Genomic DNA, 13930 nt, shown 5'->3' with positions numbered 1-13930 from the left:
GATGACGACCGATACCCTTCCCGTGGCACTGATCCAGCACCGCGATGCCGGGAGCGTCGAGGCCAACCTGGACGCGACCGCGCAGGCCGTGGCCGATGCTGCGAAGGGGGGCGCCCGGCTGATCGTGCTGGCCGAGCTGCATACCGGCCCCTACTTCTGCCAGACCGAAGACCCCGCCGTCTTCGACCGGGCCGAACCCATTCCCGGCCGGTCCACCAAACGCCTGAGGGAGATCGCCAGGGACAACGGCGTGGTGCTCGTGACCTCGCTATTCGAGCGCCGTGCGGCCGGCGTCTACCACAACACCGCAATCGTCTTCGAAGCGGATGGCCGCCCGGCCGGTCTCTATCGCAAGATGCACATCCCGGACGACCCCGGCTACTACGAAAAGTACTACTTCACCCCCGGCGACACCGGATTCGTCCCGATCGACACCTCGGTCGGGCGCCTGGGCGTGCTGGTCTGCTGGGATCAGTGGTACCCGGAGGCAGCGCGCATCATGGCCCTGTCCGGGGCTCAATGCCTGATCTACCCGACCGCCATTGGCTGGGATCCGCGGGACGAAGCCGACGAGCAGGCGCGCCAGCGCGAGGCCTGGATCACCGTCCAGCGTGGCCATGCGGTCGCAAACAATCTGCCGGTCCTTGCCTGCAACCGCACCGGGCACGAAGCAGACCCGTCTGAAAGCAGCCCCGGGACCCGGTTCTGGGGGAACAGCTTCGTCGCGGGCCCCCAGGGCGAGATCCTGGCCCAGGCGCGCGAGGATCAGCCCGAGATCCTCCGTGCCGACCTGGACCTGGGACGCACCGAGACGGTCCGCCGCATGTGGCCCTTCCTGCGCGACCGTCGCATCGATGCCTACGGCCCGATCCTCAAGCGCTACATCGACCGCGTGGACTGAAATTCAGCGTCACCCCAGCGGGGTTCCCGCCGCGAAAGGGGCCGAATCCGTATAATGCCGGCCCGTTTTCCCGGATCACCCAACCCGCATGTCCGAACAGCCGCGCAACCCGCTAAACCCTGGCCGCTTTCCCGGCGATGGCTTCGAGCTCTGGTCGGGGCTCAATACCACTGCCACTCCACTGGCACTCGCACGCGCCGCCGCATCGGCCGAATGGCCGCTGCTGGTCGTCGTCGAATCGAACGAGGCCGCGGATCGCTGGCAGGAGGAGTGGGATTTCTTCGCTGACGGGCTCGACCTGCCCGTGATGCGCCTCCCCGACTGGGAAACCCTGCCATTCGATGTCTTCTCGCCGCACGAAGACATCATCTCGGAACGACTGCGTACGCTGTATCACCTGCCCTCCCTGGAACGCGGGATCATCCTGATCCCGGTCTCCACGCTGATGCAACGCCTGCCACCGCGCGACTGGCTGACCACCCAGGGCGTTTCCCTGCATAACGGCCAGCGGCTGGATCGCATGCAGCTTCGGGAACGTCTGATCGAGGCGGGCTACGGCGCCGTCAACCAGGTCATCGGCCACGGCGAATTTGCCGCGCGCGGGGAGATCCTCGATCTGTTCCCGATGGGCGCCGAACAGCCGGTGCGCATCGAGTTTCTGGACGACGAGATCGATTCGTTGCGCCATTTCGACCCGGAGTCCCAGCGTTCCACCGAAAAGGTCGAGCACGTCGAGATCCTGCCCAGTCACGAGTTCCCGCTGAACGAGGACTCCATTCGCGCGTTCCGCACGCGCTATCGCGAGCAGTTCAGCGGCGACCCCAGCCGCCACCCGATCTACCGAGACATCAGCGAAGGGCTGGTGCCCCCGGGCATCGAGGCCTACCTGCCCCTGTTCTTTGAGGGCATGGACAGCGTGTTCGACTACGCCCCCCAGGCCCGGGTGGTACAGGTCGGCAATATCGCCGGCGCCGCGCAGGAGTATTCCCGCGAGATCGCCGATCGATTCGAGCAGCTGGGCCACCAGGTGGAACGCCCCCTGTTGCCACCGGAGCGCCTCTATCTCGACGAATCAGCCCTGAACGAGGCCCTGCGTGCCCGCGCCGGCATTGCCCTGGGTGGCGATCCGCCGCAGCCGCTGCCGGCAGATCGCGGGAGGACCGTGCCCTTCGCCTGCGATCCCCTGCCCGAGCTGGGCATGGAACACGGCAAGGATGCCCCTGCCGAACGCCTGAAGCACTTTGTGCAGGAACACGAGCGGATCCTGCTCACCGCCGAGTCCGCTGGCCGGCGCGAAGCACTGCTCACACTGCTGCGCGAGCAGGATGTGCCGCATCACGCGGTCGAAGACTGGGAGACCTTCTTGACCGGCGACCCCGGCCTGAGCGTGACCGTCGGCGCACTGAGCGAGGGATTCCGACTGCCCGACGGGATCGTCCTCGTCCCGGAGTCGGCGATCCTCGGCGAACGCGCACGGCAATCACGCCGGCGCAACCGCACCACCCGCGATGCCGACGCCGTCGTCCAGAACCTCAGCGATCTCACGATCGGGGCCCCAGTCGTCCACGAGGAACAAGGCGTGGGCCGCTATCTGGGCCTGCAGACGCTGGACTTCAACGGCCAGCCATCGGAGTTCCTGACGCTCGAGTACGCCGATGGCGCGAAGCTCTATGTCCCGGTCTCCTCGCTGCACCTGATCAGCCGCTATACCGGTGCCGATGCGGAGCACGCCCCGCTCCACCGTCTGGGCAGCGAGCAATGGAACCGTGCCCGCCGCAAGGCCGCCGAGAAAGCGCGCGATGTCGCCGCCGAGTTGCTGGAGGTCCATGCGCGGCGCGCCGCCAAGCAGGGTACGGCGTTCGCGACCGAGACCCCCGAGTATCACGCCTTTGCCGCGGCCTTCCCGTTCGAGGAAACCGCCGACCAGCTCCAGGCGATTGACGCCGTACTGACCGACATGGCCGACACCCGGCCCATGGACCGCGTGATCTGCGGCGATGTCGGCTTTGGCAAGACCGAGGTCGCGATGCGCGCCGCATTCGTCGCCGTGCAGAACAATCGCCAGGTGGCCGTGCTGGTCCCGACCACCCTGCTTGCCCAGCAGCATCACCAGAACTTCAGCGATCGCTTCGCCGACTGGCCGGTGTGCATCGAGTCCCTGTCGCGGTTTCGCAGCGCCAAGCAGCAGGCCGCCGTGCTGGAAGGGTTGAAGGAAGGCAAGGTCGATATCGTCATCGGTACGCACAAGCTGCTGCAGTCGAACCTGGACTTCTCCAACCTCGGGCTCGTGATCGTGGATGAGGAACAGCGCTTTGGCGTGCGCCACAAGGAGGCGTTGAAGAGACTGCGCGCCGAGGTCGACATGCTGACCATGACCGCGACCCCGATCCCGCGCACGCTGAACATGGCCCTGTCCGGGCTGCGCGACCTCTCCGTGATCACGACCCCGCCGCGCGAACGCCTGGCGATCAAGACCTTCGTCAACGAGTGGAACGACGCGATCATCCAGGAGGCCTGCCTGCGTGAGATCCGCCGCGGCGGCCAGGTATACTTCGTGCACAACGAGGTCAACACCATCGAGCGCATGGCGGAGCAGATTCGTGCGCTGCTGCCGGGTGCGCGGATCGGCATCGCCCACGGGCAGATGCGCGAGCGCGAACTCGAACAGGTGATGCTCGACTTCTACCATCGGCGCTACAACATCCTGGTCTGCTCCACCATCATCGAGACCGGCATCGACGTGCCCACGGCGAATACCATCGTGATGAATCGCGCGGACAAGCTGGGCCTCGCCCAGATGCACCAGCTTCGCGGCCGCGTCGGACGCTCCCATCACCGGGCCTACGCCTACCTGGTCACGCCGCCGGAAAAAGCCATGTCGGCCGACGCGCGCAAACGCCTGGAGGCAATCGCCTCGCTGGAGGACCTGGGCGTTGGCTTTACCCTCGCCAGCCACGACCTCGAGATCCGGGGCGCCGGCGAACTGCTGGGCGACGAACAAAGCGGCCAGATCCAGGAAGTCGGCTTCTCGATGTACAACGACCTGCTCAACCGCGCGGTCAACGCCCTGCGCTCCGGCAAGATGCCTGAACTGGAGACCCCGGAGACACCCGGAACGGAGGTCGAGCTGGGCCTGCCCGCCCTGCTCCCGGATGCCTACGTGCCGGATGTGCACACACGCCTGATCCTCTACAAGCGCATCAGCAGCGCCGAGAACAGCGATGCACTGCGCGAGCTGGAGGTGGAACTGGTGGATCGTTTCGGGCTGCTGCCCGATCCGGCCAAGGCCCTGTTCGAGGCCGCACGCCTGCGGCTCAAGCTGACGCCCCTGGGGATCCGGAAACTGGAACTGGGCCCGGCCGGCGGGCGCTTCGTTTTCGGACCGAATCCCGAAATCGATATCGCCGCGCTGATTGAACTGGTGCAATCCGATCCGAATGCCTACAAACTGGACGGCCAGAAGGCTTTCCGCTTTTATGCCGAAATGGAGACCCTGGAGGCCCGCTCGCAGGCCGTCCAGCGTCTGATCCACACCATCAGCCCGAAACAGCAGGCCGCCTGAATGCACGCCAAAACCAATCGCCCCGACCCGAACCGCCGCAGGCTCGTCAGCGGCCTCGCCCTCCTGCCGCTTCTCGGGCTGGGGACGACGGCCACGGCCCAGGTCGGCCGCCGCTACCGCATCGAGCTGGTCATCTTCGAACACACGACCGCGGAAAGCCGGCGCCTGCAGGAGGAGATCGCCTCCGCGCGCGAACCGAACCTGGCGGGATCGGAGCTGGGGGGACGCATCTACCAGGATTCCCGGCGCGGATTCGAACTGCAGCGGGCCGCGAGCCGGGTCGAGGACTCCGGTGCCGGACGGGTCATTGCGCGTCTGGCCTGGGATCAGCTGGGCCGCGACCATAGCGCGACGCCCTGGCTGAAGGTGCAACAGGGCCGCCGCCTTGGGGCACGTCAAGCCGTGTTCGGCGACACGGCCGCCGCGGCCCAGCCGATTGTCGCGGACGAGGACCGCTACGAACTCGAGGGCCGGCTACGGGTATGGGTCGGGCGGTTCCTCCATCTGGAGACCGACCTCGTCTACCACATCGACCGCGACGGCTCCGAGCCGCTCGGGGTGACCGTGCGCGGCCACCAGCGCATGAACTCCGGCAGCCAGCTGTTCTACCTCGACCACCCGGTGGTCGGGATCATCGCCCGCGTGACGCGGCTGGACAGCTAGCGCGGACGGGAACGGGCAGTACCCCGCCGGCTTTCCCGTTCAGCGCCAGTTGGGCTTGGTCTCCATCGCCAGCCAGCTTTGCAGGGCCGACATACCCAGGTCCTCGAACAGCAGCTGCAGCGCGCCTCGGCGCGGCTTGAACGTGACCATCTTCTCGATCCCGATCACATCGCGTGCGACCGACTGATCCGTCCCCAGACCATCGATCAGACCCAGATCCACCGCGCGTTGCCCGGTCCAGATCAGGCCGTCGAACAGCTCCTCGTTTTCGGCCAGACGATCCCCCCGCCCCTGGCGGACCACATCGACGAACTGCTGGTGCAGCCCGTCCATCAGGTCATGGATATGGTGCACGTGCCCCTCGTCGAGCGGCAGAAACGGGTCCAGCAGGGCCTTGTTCTCCCCGGAGGTGAACAGCCGCCGTTCGACACCGATGTTCTCCAGCAAATCCACCACGCCAAAGCTGTCCAGGCGCACCCCGATCGAGCCGACCATGCTGGCCTGGCTGGCGTAGATCTCGTCGGCCGCCACGGCGATGTAGTAGGCGGCCGAGGCCCCGATATCGGTGACGACCGCATAGACCGGGATGTCCTCGTGTTCGTCCTTCAGCCGCAGGATCTCGTCATGGATCGCGGCGGCCTGTACGGGACTCCCGCCCCCGCTGTTGATCCGTAGCATTACAGCCCGGGTCCCATCCGCCTCGAACGCCTTTTCCAGGACTTTGTTCAGTTCCTCGGCGTTCGCCCGGGCACCGGACGCGATCAGCCCGTCGATCTCGACCACCGCCACGTGCTCCTCGGGCTCGCGATCATCCTCGAACCAGGCGGACAGTCCCATATCACCGCCCCGCACCAGGACCAGCAGGGCGAACAGATAGATGAACAGCAGCAGCTTGAAGAAGATGCCCCAACGCCGGGCTCGCCGCTGTTCCACCACCTGGGCCTGGACCAGGCGCTCCAGCGTCTCGCGCTCCCAGCCCGGCTTGTTCTCGTTCGACCAACCCATCCGTTTGTCCTCAATCCTCGGGAAGCGGCTCCGATTGCCGCAAGAGTTCCAGCAGTTCTTTCAGGTCACGGGCCACGGCCAACGGGTGCTCGTCAGCCAGGCGCCGGTCATCGTGGACCCCATGCGCCACGGCCAATGACGGGACACCGGCGGCGCGGGCCATCCGCAGATCATAAACGCTATCACCGACCATCCGCGTCCGGGAGCGTTCCACTCCACAGCGATGCATTACATGCTCCAGCATCACCGGACTCGGTTTGGACGGGTGCTCGTCGCCGCAGGCTGTCGCGACAAAACGCCCCTGCAGGCCGGTAGCCTCCAGCGCCTGGTCCAGCCCCGCCCGCGACTTGCTGGTTGCCACGCCCAGCAGCACGCCCCGTTCGTCCAGCCAGTCAAGCAAGGGCGCGACGTGCGCGAACATCGGCGTCTCCGGCGCATCGGTGGCGGTCAGGTAGCACCGGCGATAGATGGCGGCGAACGCAGCCACGAACGCAGGGTCCGCACTCGGGAACAGCTTCTGCACGGCCGCCTCCACGCCCAACCCAATGATATCCCGCAAGGCGCTTTCCGGGGGTGTCTCCTGCCCCAGCGCCGCACAGGTACGCTGCAGACAATGAACAATCCGGCGTGGCGAATCCATCAACGTCCCGTCCCAGTCGAATACGACCAGGCGCAGGGCATCACCCTCCGGCGGCAGCAGCGTGTTCATTCGAGTGTTTCGGGGGTCGCGAGCGTATCGAGGACCGCCTGAAGCTCGTCCGGGAGCGGTGCGGAATACACATGCGACTCACCGGTCGAATCCTCGTACTGTAGCGCCTGGGCATGCAGAAACAGGCGCTTCAGGCCGGCACGGCGCAGTACACGATTCGCATCGGGCAGTCCGTAGTCGTGATCACCGCCCACGGGGTGCCCGAGCGCCTGCCCATGGACCCGGATCTGATGGGTCCGTCCGGTACCGATCCGGACTTCGGCCAGCTGGAACGACCCATAACGCTCCAGCGGCACAAACTCGCTAATGGCCGCACGCGCACTCTCCGGGTCGGCGCCTTCCCCCGAACGCATGCGGCGCTTGCCGTCCTGCCCCCGGCTCGAGGCAATCGGCTCCTCGCACACAATGGGCTGATCGCCAGGAAATGCCCCCACCAGCAGCGCCATATAGCGCTTCTCCACCCGACCCTCGCGCAGGGCCGCGTGGAAGTCCTGCAATCCCGCGCGGTTCTTGGCCAGCAGCAGGCAGCCGCTGGTCTCTCGGTCCAACCGGTGCCCCAGTTCCAGCTCGGAGCCGGGACGAAGTTGGCGCATCGCCTCGATGATCCCGAATGCGAGGCCACTGCCGCCATGCACCGCAAGGCCCGAGGGCTTGTCGAGGACCAGAACCTGGTCGTCTTCATACAGGATCGAACGTCGCAGACGGTCCAGGACCCCCGGGGGGATATCGCGCTCGACGGCCTCGGGCCGGTCCAGGCCCGGTACGCGCACCTCCGAGCCGACACTCAGCCGCTGGGTCACCTTGGCGCGGCGCCCGTCGACCCGGATCGCTCCTTTGCGCACCAGGCGGTAGATCAGACCCTTGGGCACGCCTTTAAGCTCACGCAGGAGGAAGTTGTCCAGGCGCTGGCCATCCCCGCGCTCGGTGACCGAGAGCGTACGAGGCCCAGAGGGAGGCTGCGGCTGACTGGGGCGTGCTTTCATCGGGCGCGATCCTACCTCAGGCGCACCTTCAGAACCATGTACCCTGGCTTTGAGACGACGAAAAAACTTGCCCAAACGGGGGCTTATGCCCTACATTGGCGCACGGTACCCGCTGGCATGAATTGCGCCCGGGCACCTCAGAATTACCCGCCGATCTGGTCCTGCACTGTGCGACTACATGCGACCAGACGGCCATCGCCGAAAAGCGAACCTGTGACACTATTTCTTCTAACCCAGTCCTGTCTCCCCGGCCCCGCATCCCGCGGACGGCTGGTCCCGTGGCTATTGGTGAACACCTGGCTGGCGCGTTGGCTTCCGCTTCGCGCCGCCATGGCGGGCATGCGTCTTGAAACGTCGACGTGCCGCCTTCGCACCACACCGCGAGGCCCCGGTCTTGTGACCGACGCACAGGACGACCGACCGAGTCCATTGCATGAAACGCATCCTGATCAATGCCACGCAGCCGGAAGAGCTGCGCGTGGCCATGGTCGACGGCCAGCGGCTGTACGACCTCGATATCGAACTGCCTTCGCGCGAGCGCAAGAAGGCCAACATCTACAAGGCCAAGATCACCCGCGTCGAGCCAAGCCTCGAAGCCGCGTTCGTCAACTTTGGTGCTGAACGCCACGGCTTTCTGCCGTTCAAGGAAATCGCCCCCTCCGCTGTCGGCGCACCGGCCGACAGTGACAAGCCCATCCGCGAGCTGCTGAAGGAAGGGACCCAGCTACTTGTCCAGGTGGAGAAAGAAGAGCGTGGCAACAAGGGTGCGGCGCTGACCACCTATATCAGCCTGGCCGGTCGCTACCTGGTCCTGATGCCGAACAATCCCAAGGCCGGTGGCGTTTCACGGCGTATCGAGGGCGACGACCGCGCGGAGCTGCGCGAGGCCCTGTCCGGCCTGAACATGCCCGAGGGCATGGGCGTGATTGCCCGCACCGCCGGCGTGGGCCGCAGCACGGAAGAACTGCAGTGGGACCTCGATTACATGACGGCCTTGTGGTCGGCCGTGACCGAGGCGGCGGAAAAGGCCAATGCCCCGGCGCTGATCCACCAGGAAAGCAACGTGATCATCCGCGCCCTGCGCGATCACATGCGCAACGACGTGGGCGAGGTCATCATCGACGACGACACCGTCTACCAGCAGGCGGAAGACTTCGTCCGGCTGGTGATGCCGAACAGCCAGCGCAAGCTGAAGAAGTACGACGACCCCGTCCCGCTGTTCAATCGCTATCAGATCGAGAGCCAGATCGAGAGCGCCTTCGACCGTGAAGTGCAGCTCCCCTCCGGCGGCGCCCTGGTCATCGACCATACCGAGGCCCTGATCTCCATCGACGTCAATTCCGCCCGCTCCACCAAGGGTGGCGACATCGAGGAAACCGCCTTCCACACCAATCTGGAGGCCGCCGAAGAAGTGGCGCGCCAGTTGCGCGTGCGGGACCTCGGCGGTCTGATCGTGATCGATTTCATCGACATGAACGCCAACAAGCACCAGCGCGAGGTTGAAAACCGCCTGCGCGAAGCGCTGGAACTCGACCGTGCGCGCGTGCAGGTTGGCCGCATCAGCCGCTTCGGACTGCTCGAGATGTCGCGGCAGCGCCTGCGTTCCTCGCTCGGCGAATCCAGCCAGATCACCTGCCCCCGCTGTCAGGGGCATGGCCAGGTCCGCAGCGTCGAATCCCTGGCGCTGTCGATCCTGCGCCTGATCGAGGAAGAGGCCATGAAGGACCGGACCGGCCTCGTGCTGGCCCAGGTCCCGGTCGACGTCGGCACCTTCCTGCTGAACGAGAAACGCGCTTCGATCAACGAGATCGAGGCGCGCCACCGGGTCGACATCAGCATCGTCCCGAACCCGCAGTACCTGACACCCAGATTCGAAGTCCAGCGCGTGCGTGGGGACGAGCGTGAAGAAGTGGTCAGTGGCCGCGGCTCGCACGAACTGGTGGAGACCGTCGAAGAAGACACCGACCCACACGGCGAACGCCGGGGCAAGGTGGAGAAACCCCTGGTTCAGGGCGTAAAGGTCAATGCCCCCGCCCCTATGGCCGACTCCCCTGCCCCGCAAGCTCCGAGCGAACCGGTTCAGCAACCCGGATTTTTTACCCGAATCTGGTCATCGTTGTTCCCCAACGCCGGGCGCCAACAGGAGGTCGAAGCCGAGCAGCAGGACGAGGGGCGAAAGCGAGGCAAAGGCGGGCAGCGTTCCAGCCGCGGGGGTAGCAACAACCGCGGCGGCGCAACCAATCGTCGTCGGGGTTCACGAAACGAAAGCAGTGACAACCGCGAAGCAACCAAGGGTACCGGCAACGGCAAAAGCGAGACCCGTCAGGATTCCAGTAGCGGTAGCGGCGGCGATGGCGGCGGCAAGGGTCGTTCGCGACGGCGTGGCAGTGGCGGCGGCGACGCGTCCGCCAAGACCCGCGAAGCCGAACCCAAAACCGAAAAACCGAAGGCGGAATCTGAAGAGAGCTCCAAGAAGGACAAGGAACAGCCAACGCCATCCGGGGATGGTATGTCCACGGGCGATGACGACAGTGCCAAGGGCCGCAGCCGCTCGCGCCGTTCGCGCCGGGGTGGCCGTCGCCGGGGTGGCCGCGGGCGTTCCGGCAGCAGCGACGACAGCACGGGTCATGACAACTCCGGGAGTCATCAGGAAGGCGCCAGCCAGAAGGAGACCGCCAAGTCTGCCTCCTCGCCCCCGGGGAGCGCGGCCCCTGAGCAGTCGGCCGTGAAGGGTTCCGACAAGGGCGATAGCAGCCAGTCAGGTGACAGCGAGACCAAGCCTGCCGCCAAGCCGAGATCCTCTGACAAGGACGCCGGCCAGGAAGCCGGCGGCAGTGACGCAAAAGCGCCTGAAGAAAAAGGCACCGGAAGCAAAAAGTCCAAGATCCAGGAAGAAAAATCCCGCGAGCCTGGAACAGGCGAAAAAGCGACGGGAGACACACCAAAGGGTTCATCCGGTACACGTCGGGCGAAGGGAAGTGCTCAGTCGTCGAAAGCGGGTGGTGCCAAGGGCAAGGGGGATTCCGAGTCGGGCACCGAGAAACGCCCCTCCGAGTCCGCCACGCCTGATGATGGTTCCGCGTCGAAGGCCCCTCGCGACAAGAAGAGCGATGCCGGGGTGGTACCCGAGAAACCGTCGCCCGCCGAAGTCAGCGGCGCTCCCCGTTCCGAGCCAGACTCGGCACCTCAGGCCGACAAGCCGCCCCGCAAACCGGAACCGGCGGCCGAGTCTACGGGCAACCCGGACGACAAGACGCGCGATTAAGAAAGAAACCGGCCGATAACGGCGATCCCGTTATCGGCCGGCAGGAAACGCCCGAGCCATCTGACCGGGTTCCTCAGGATACGCGCTCCAGCGCGTGTTCCCGGCATATATGGTCCAGCAAGCCATCGCTGGCGGCCTCGACCAGATCCATCACATGCACGAAGCCATCCGGCCCGCCATAGTACGGGTCCGGTACCTCGCGTTCCGGCTGGTCCTGGGCGAACTCCAGGAAACGGTGCAGCCGCGCACGGGCGCCATCCGGCTGGATCTGCTGGGCATTGCGATAGTTGGCCTCGTCCATGGTCAGGATGTAATCGAACGTCCCGAAGTCCTCTGCCTCCAGCTGCCGCGCACGCAACGGGTCTAGATCGTAGCCTCGACGGCGGGCCTCCTCGCGTGCACGCGGGTCCGGTCGCGCCCCAACGTGATACCCGGCGGTACCAGCCGAATCCACCTCGATGGCCGACTCCAGACCATGCGCGCGGACACGTGCCTGGAAGACACCGTGAGCCATGGGCGACCGACAGATATTGCCCAGACAAACCATCAGCACTCGAATCTTTTGCATGCCTTCTTCATGTTCGCAAAGTGAACGCACAGCATAGCAAAGCCACGCCTCTGGCCACGCGTATAGGCGCGACCGGCGCGGTATGCGATGCTGAAACCATGCCACTATGACCGCAGGTACGTTCCGAAACCGCACCCGGAGACCCGATGCCCGACTTTACCGGCCCCCGCCCGACCGGATTGCCCACGACAGGCGTCGAGCGCGCAGGCTCGCGTCAGGGCGGGATGCCGGCGCTGGAAACCGGCACCCGCCTTCAGGTCCAGATCGTCGGCCAACTCGCCGAACGCAGTGTACAACTGCGTCCGATAGCGCCTTCCGGTGAGGCCCGTGCGCCCGCATTCAACGCGCAACTGGCAACACCGCTGCCCAGCGCCTTGCTCCCGGGCAGCCAGGCCGGGCCGCACGTGGCTCTGGCCGAGGTGGTTCGAACGGAACCACGCCTTGAGGTACGCCTGATGCCCCTGCCCGCATCGGCCCTTCCGAGCGGGACCTCGGCGACGGCGCCTGCCACAAGCCAGGGGGCCGGCCAGGCGACTGCGGGTCAACCGGCAACTGGTCCACAGGACCCAACACAGTGGCTTTTGCGCGAGCTGCGCCACCAGATTCCCGGGGCACGCGGGCTCGCCACTGGCATGCAGACGCTCCAGGCCACACTGGCCGCCGTCCCGTCCTCTGGTGTGCAGCCCGCAGCGAGCGAAGGCCAGATCCTGCCGGCCATGAACCGCCTGCTCGAACTGACACCGCCTGCCGTGCGCCTTGTTACCCCGGAAGGGGTCAACCGGCACATTCAGCAGTCCGGGCTGTGGCTGGAAGCCATGCTGGCGCAGGGGGCACGCTCTAACACCTCCGGTACACCCTCCCAGGATCTCAAGGCCCAGTTACTGCGAGTGGCCGAACATCTGCGCCAGGCAGGCGAAACGCGCATCCCCTCTCCGGCGCAGACCAGCACCCCGCCCCCTCCCCCGCCAGGCACGGCAGCACTACTACCTCTCGGGCCATTAACAGGGCTGATCGAAGGAATGCTGAAGCGCATCACGACGCTGCAAATACACTCCCTGCAACCCAGCGTGCAGGGTGACGATGAAGGCCACCCTCGGTGGTTTTTCGAACTCCCCTTTCGCAGCCCGCAGGGGATACATGCGCTGGCCGGTCAATTACAGCGTGAAGAAGGACGTCCCCCGGAACGTCCGGAAGGATGGACACTCGTGCTGGACCTCGACCTGCAGGCCCTGGGGCCGACCCGCGTCGCCATTGCGCTGAGGGATGGTCGCGTTTCCGTGCATTTCACGGCCGAACGGCCGGAAACCGCCGAACGCCTGCATTCCGGGACTCCGGAACTGCGGCAGCGCCTGATCGGGCGCGAACTGCACATCGGATCCGTGTCGGTGCGCGAAGCTCGGGTGGAGCCGCGAGACCCCGCGAGCGTTACGCTCCGGGAAGGCCTTCTGGACGAACGGGCCTGAGTGAACACATGAGCAAGCGCCGAGGCCCCTACCACCACGAGGAACCAACCGTCGAGCCGCGAGATCCGCGCCCGCCGCGCGCGGTTGCGCTGGAATGGGACAGGCAACGGGCACCACGGATCACGGCCAGCGGCAGCGGGGTAACGGCCGAACAGATCCTGCGTATTGCCGAGGAGCACGGGATCCCGCTGCATCAGGACCCCGGACTGAGCGAGGCACTTGCGCAGGTACCCCTTGGTGATGAAATCCCGGAAAGCCTCTATATCGCGGTAGCCGAAGTTCTGGCATTCGTGTTCATTCTGGCCGGCATCACGCCCGAGGATCGCGACCGGGGGTACCGTCACGATGACTCCAGCCCGGATGAATAAGGGCTGGCAACCGGAAATCAGCGACGGTTGGCGGAACCCGGGGCGTGCAAGCTGTACAGGAGGTCCAGCTCGGTGGTGGTCAGGCCGCACATCCGGCGCACCTCTTCCCGCTCGCGCCCCTGCCGGATGAGTTCGATCGCCTGTTGGTAGGCACCGTCATCGGCATCCCGCGCGCGCAACTCGCTTTGCTGGTCATTGAGTCGTTCCAGTGCGCGCTGTACGGCGGACTGCGCCTGACTGTGGTTGACCACCCCTTGGGAGATAACCTTCATTGCACCTTGCAGCGCCATCACCGACGTGGCCTGACGCTGATAGTCCTGACGCAAGGCTGCAAGCTGGCGGCGCAGGGTCAGCACCAGGGAGACGGCCAGCACCGCAACGACGCTCGCCACCAAGGCGATTGCCGCGACGATCCACACCAGTATGCCTTCCCCCATCGGCGA

The 13930-nt window shown here is 65.9% G+C and carries 11 protein-coding genes; 6 read left to right on the top strand and 5 right to left on the bottom strand.

The annotated features are described in order from the left end of the window. The first annotated feature begins 1 nt into the window (after nucleotide 1). The 3 genes from C935_RS0104655 to C935_RS0104645 all read left to right on the top strand — a co-directional run bounded on the left by C935_RS0104655 (nucleotide 2) and on the right by C935_RS0104645 (nucleotide 5126). Nucleotides 2-901, top strand: coding sequence for a carbon-nitrogen hydrolase (locus tag C935_RS0104655; RefSeq protein ID WP_018861351.1), 900 nt, complete (start codon nucleotides 2-4; stop codon nucleotides 899-901). Nucleotides 902-989: 88 nt separating this feature from the next. Next, entirely contained in the window at nucleotides 990-4463 is a 3474-nt protein-coding gene (gene mfd, locus C935_RS0104650) for a transcription-repair coupling factor (protein ID WP_018861350.1), read from the top strand. Further along, entirely contained in the window at nucleotides 4464-5126 is a 663-nt protein-coding gene (locus C935_RS0104645) for a CsiV family protein (RefSeq protein WP_018861349.1), read from the top strand. It abuts the gene before it with no gap. A gap of 39 nt (nucleotides 5127-5165) precedes the next feature. On the opposite strand, the gene C935_RS0104640 is transcribed toward C935_RS0104645, so the two are convergent. From C935_RS0104640 to C935_RS0104630, 3 genes are read right to left on the bottom strand one after another with little or no spacing between them, the layout of a single operon-like run. Continuing rightward, nucleotides 5166-6131 carry a S49 family peptidase gene (locus C935_RS0104640; RefSeq protein ID WP_018861348.1) on the bottom strand — a complete coding sequence of 322 codons (966 nt, stop codon included), beginning with the start codon at nucleotides 6129-6131 and terminating at the stop codon, nucleotides 5166-5168. Nucleotides 6132-6141: 10 nt separating this feature from the next. Continuing rightward, a complete protein-coding gene (locus C935_RS0104635; RefSeq protein ID WP_018861347.1) occupies nucleotides 6142-6840 on the bottom strand; it encodes an HAD family hydrolase in 699 nt (232 codons plus the stop codon). Then, entirely contained in the window at nucleotides 6837-7823 is a 987-nt protein-coding gene (locus C935_RS0104630) for an RluA family pseudouridine synthase (protein ID WP_018861346.1), read from the bottom strand. The genes C935_RS0104635 and C935_RS0104630 overlap by 4 nt, the downstream gene beginning before the upstream one ends. Before the next feature lie 433 nt (nucleotides 7824-8256). On the opposite strand from C935_RS0104630, the gene C935_RS0104625 reads away from it, so the two are divergent. Beyond that, on the top strand, nucleotides 8257-11088 hold the full coding sequence (locus tag C935_RS0104625) for an Rne/Rng family ribonuclease (protein WP_018861345.1): 2832 nt from the start codon (nucleotides 8257-8259) through the stop codon (nucleotides 11086-11088). A 73-nt stretch (nucleotides 11089-11161) separates the two neighbouring features. On the opposite strand, the gene C935_RS0104620 is transcribed toward C935_RS0104625, so the two are convergent. Next, complete coding sequence (locus tag C935_RS0104620) at nucleotides 11162-11656, bottom strand: low molecular weight protein-tyrosine-phosphatase (protein WP_018861344.1); 495 nt, start codon at nucleotides 11654-11656, stop codon at nucleotides 11162-11164. Between the two features lie 224 nt (nucleotides 11657-11880). Between C935_RS0104620 and C935_RS0104615 the strand changes: the two genes are divergently transcribed. Together C935_RS0104615 and C935_RS0104610 are read left to right on the top strand one after the other, a co-directional pair. Next, nucleotides 11881-13119 carry a flagellar hook-length control protein FliK gene (locus C935_RS0104615; RefSeq protein ID WP_026278643.1) on the top strand — a complete coding sequence of 413 codons (1239 nt, stop codon included), beginning with the start codon at nucleotides 11881-11883 and terminating at the stop codon, nucleotides 13117-13119. An 8-nt stretch (nucleotides 13120-13127) separates the two neighbouring features. Continuing rightward, nucleotides 13128-13487 carry an EscU/YscU/HrcU family type III secretion system export apparatus switch protein gene (locus C935_RS0104610; protein WP_018861342.1) on the top strand — a complete coding sequence of 120 codons (360 nt, stop codon included), beginning with the start codon at nucleotides 13128-13130 and terminating at the stop codon, nucleotides 13485-13487. A 17-nt stretch (nucleotides 13488-13504) separates the two neighbouring features. Here C935_RS0104610 and C935_RS0104605 read toward each other — a convergent pair whose 3' ends face one another. Continuing rightward, complete coding sequence (locus tag C935_RS0104605) at nucleotides 13505-13924, bottom strand: DUF2802 domain-containing protein (RefSeq protein ID WP_018861341.1); 420 nt, start codon at nucleotides 13922-13924, stop codon at nucleotides 13505-13507. Nucleotides 13925-13930: the final 6 nt, after the last annotated feature.

This window comes from Thioalkalivibrio sp. ALJ3, from assembly GCF_000377205.1.
Lineage (GTDB): Bacteria > Pseudomonadota > Gammaproteobacteria > Ectothiorhodospirales > Ectothiorhodospiraceae > Thioalkalivibrio.
This window is presented reverse-complemented; position numbering and strand designations above follow the sequence as displayed.

Excerpts from the sequence above, each read along its gene's own strand:
- C935_RS0104655 (WP_018861351.1), top strand. The coding sequence starts at position 2 with ATGACGACCGATACCCTTCCCGTGGCACTGATCCAGCACCGCGATGCC.
- mfd (WP_018861350.1), top strand. The coding sequence starts at position 990 with ATGTCCGAACAGCCGCGCAACCCGCTAAACCCTGGCCGCTTTCCCGGC.
- C935_RS0104645 (WP_018861349.1), top strand. The coding sequence starts at position 4,464 with ATGCACGCCAAAACCAATCGCCCCGACCCGAACCGCCGCAGGCTCGTC.
- C935_RS0104640 (WP_018861348.1), bottom strand. The coding sequence starts at position 6,131 with ATGGGTTGGTCGAACGAGAACAAGCCGGGCTGGGAGCGCGAGACGCTG.
- C935_RS0104635 (WP_018861347.1), bottom strand. The coding sequence starts at position 6,840 with ATGAACACGCTGCTGCCGCCGGAGGGTGATGCCCTGCGCCTGGTCGTA.
- C935_RS0104630 (WP_018861346.1), bottom strand. The coding sequence starts at position 7,823 with ATGAAAGCACGCCCCAGTCAGCCGCAGCCTCCCTCTGGGCCTCGTACG.
- C935_RS0104625 (WP_018861345.1), top strand. The coding sequence starts at position 8,257 with ATGAAACGCATCCTGATCAATGCCACGCAGCCGGAAGAGCTGCGCGTG.
- C935_RS0104620 (WP_018861344.1), bottom strand. The coding sequence starts at position 11,656 with ATGCAAAAGATTCGAGTGCTGATGGTTTGTCTGGGCAATATCTGTCGG.
- C935_RS0104615 (WP_026278643.1), top strand. The coding sequence starts at position 11,881 with ATGCCGGCGCTGGAAACCGGCACCCGCCTTCAGGTCCAGATCGTCGGC.
- C935_RS0104610 (WP_018861342.1), top strand. The coding sequence starts at position 13,128 with ATGAGCAAGCGCCGAGGCCCCTACCACCACGAGGAACCAACCGTCGAG.
- C935_RS0104605 (WP_018861341.1), bottom strand. The coding sequence starts at position 13,924 with ATGGGGGAAGGCATACTGGTGTGGATCGTCGCGGCAATCGCCTTGGTG.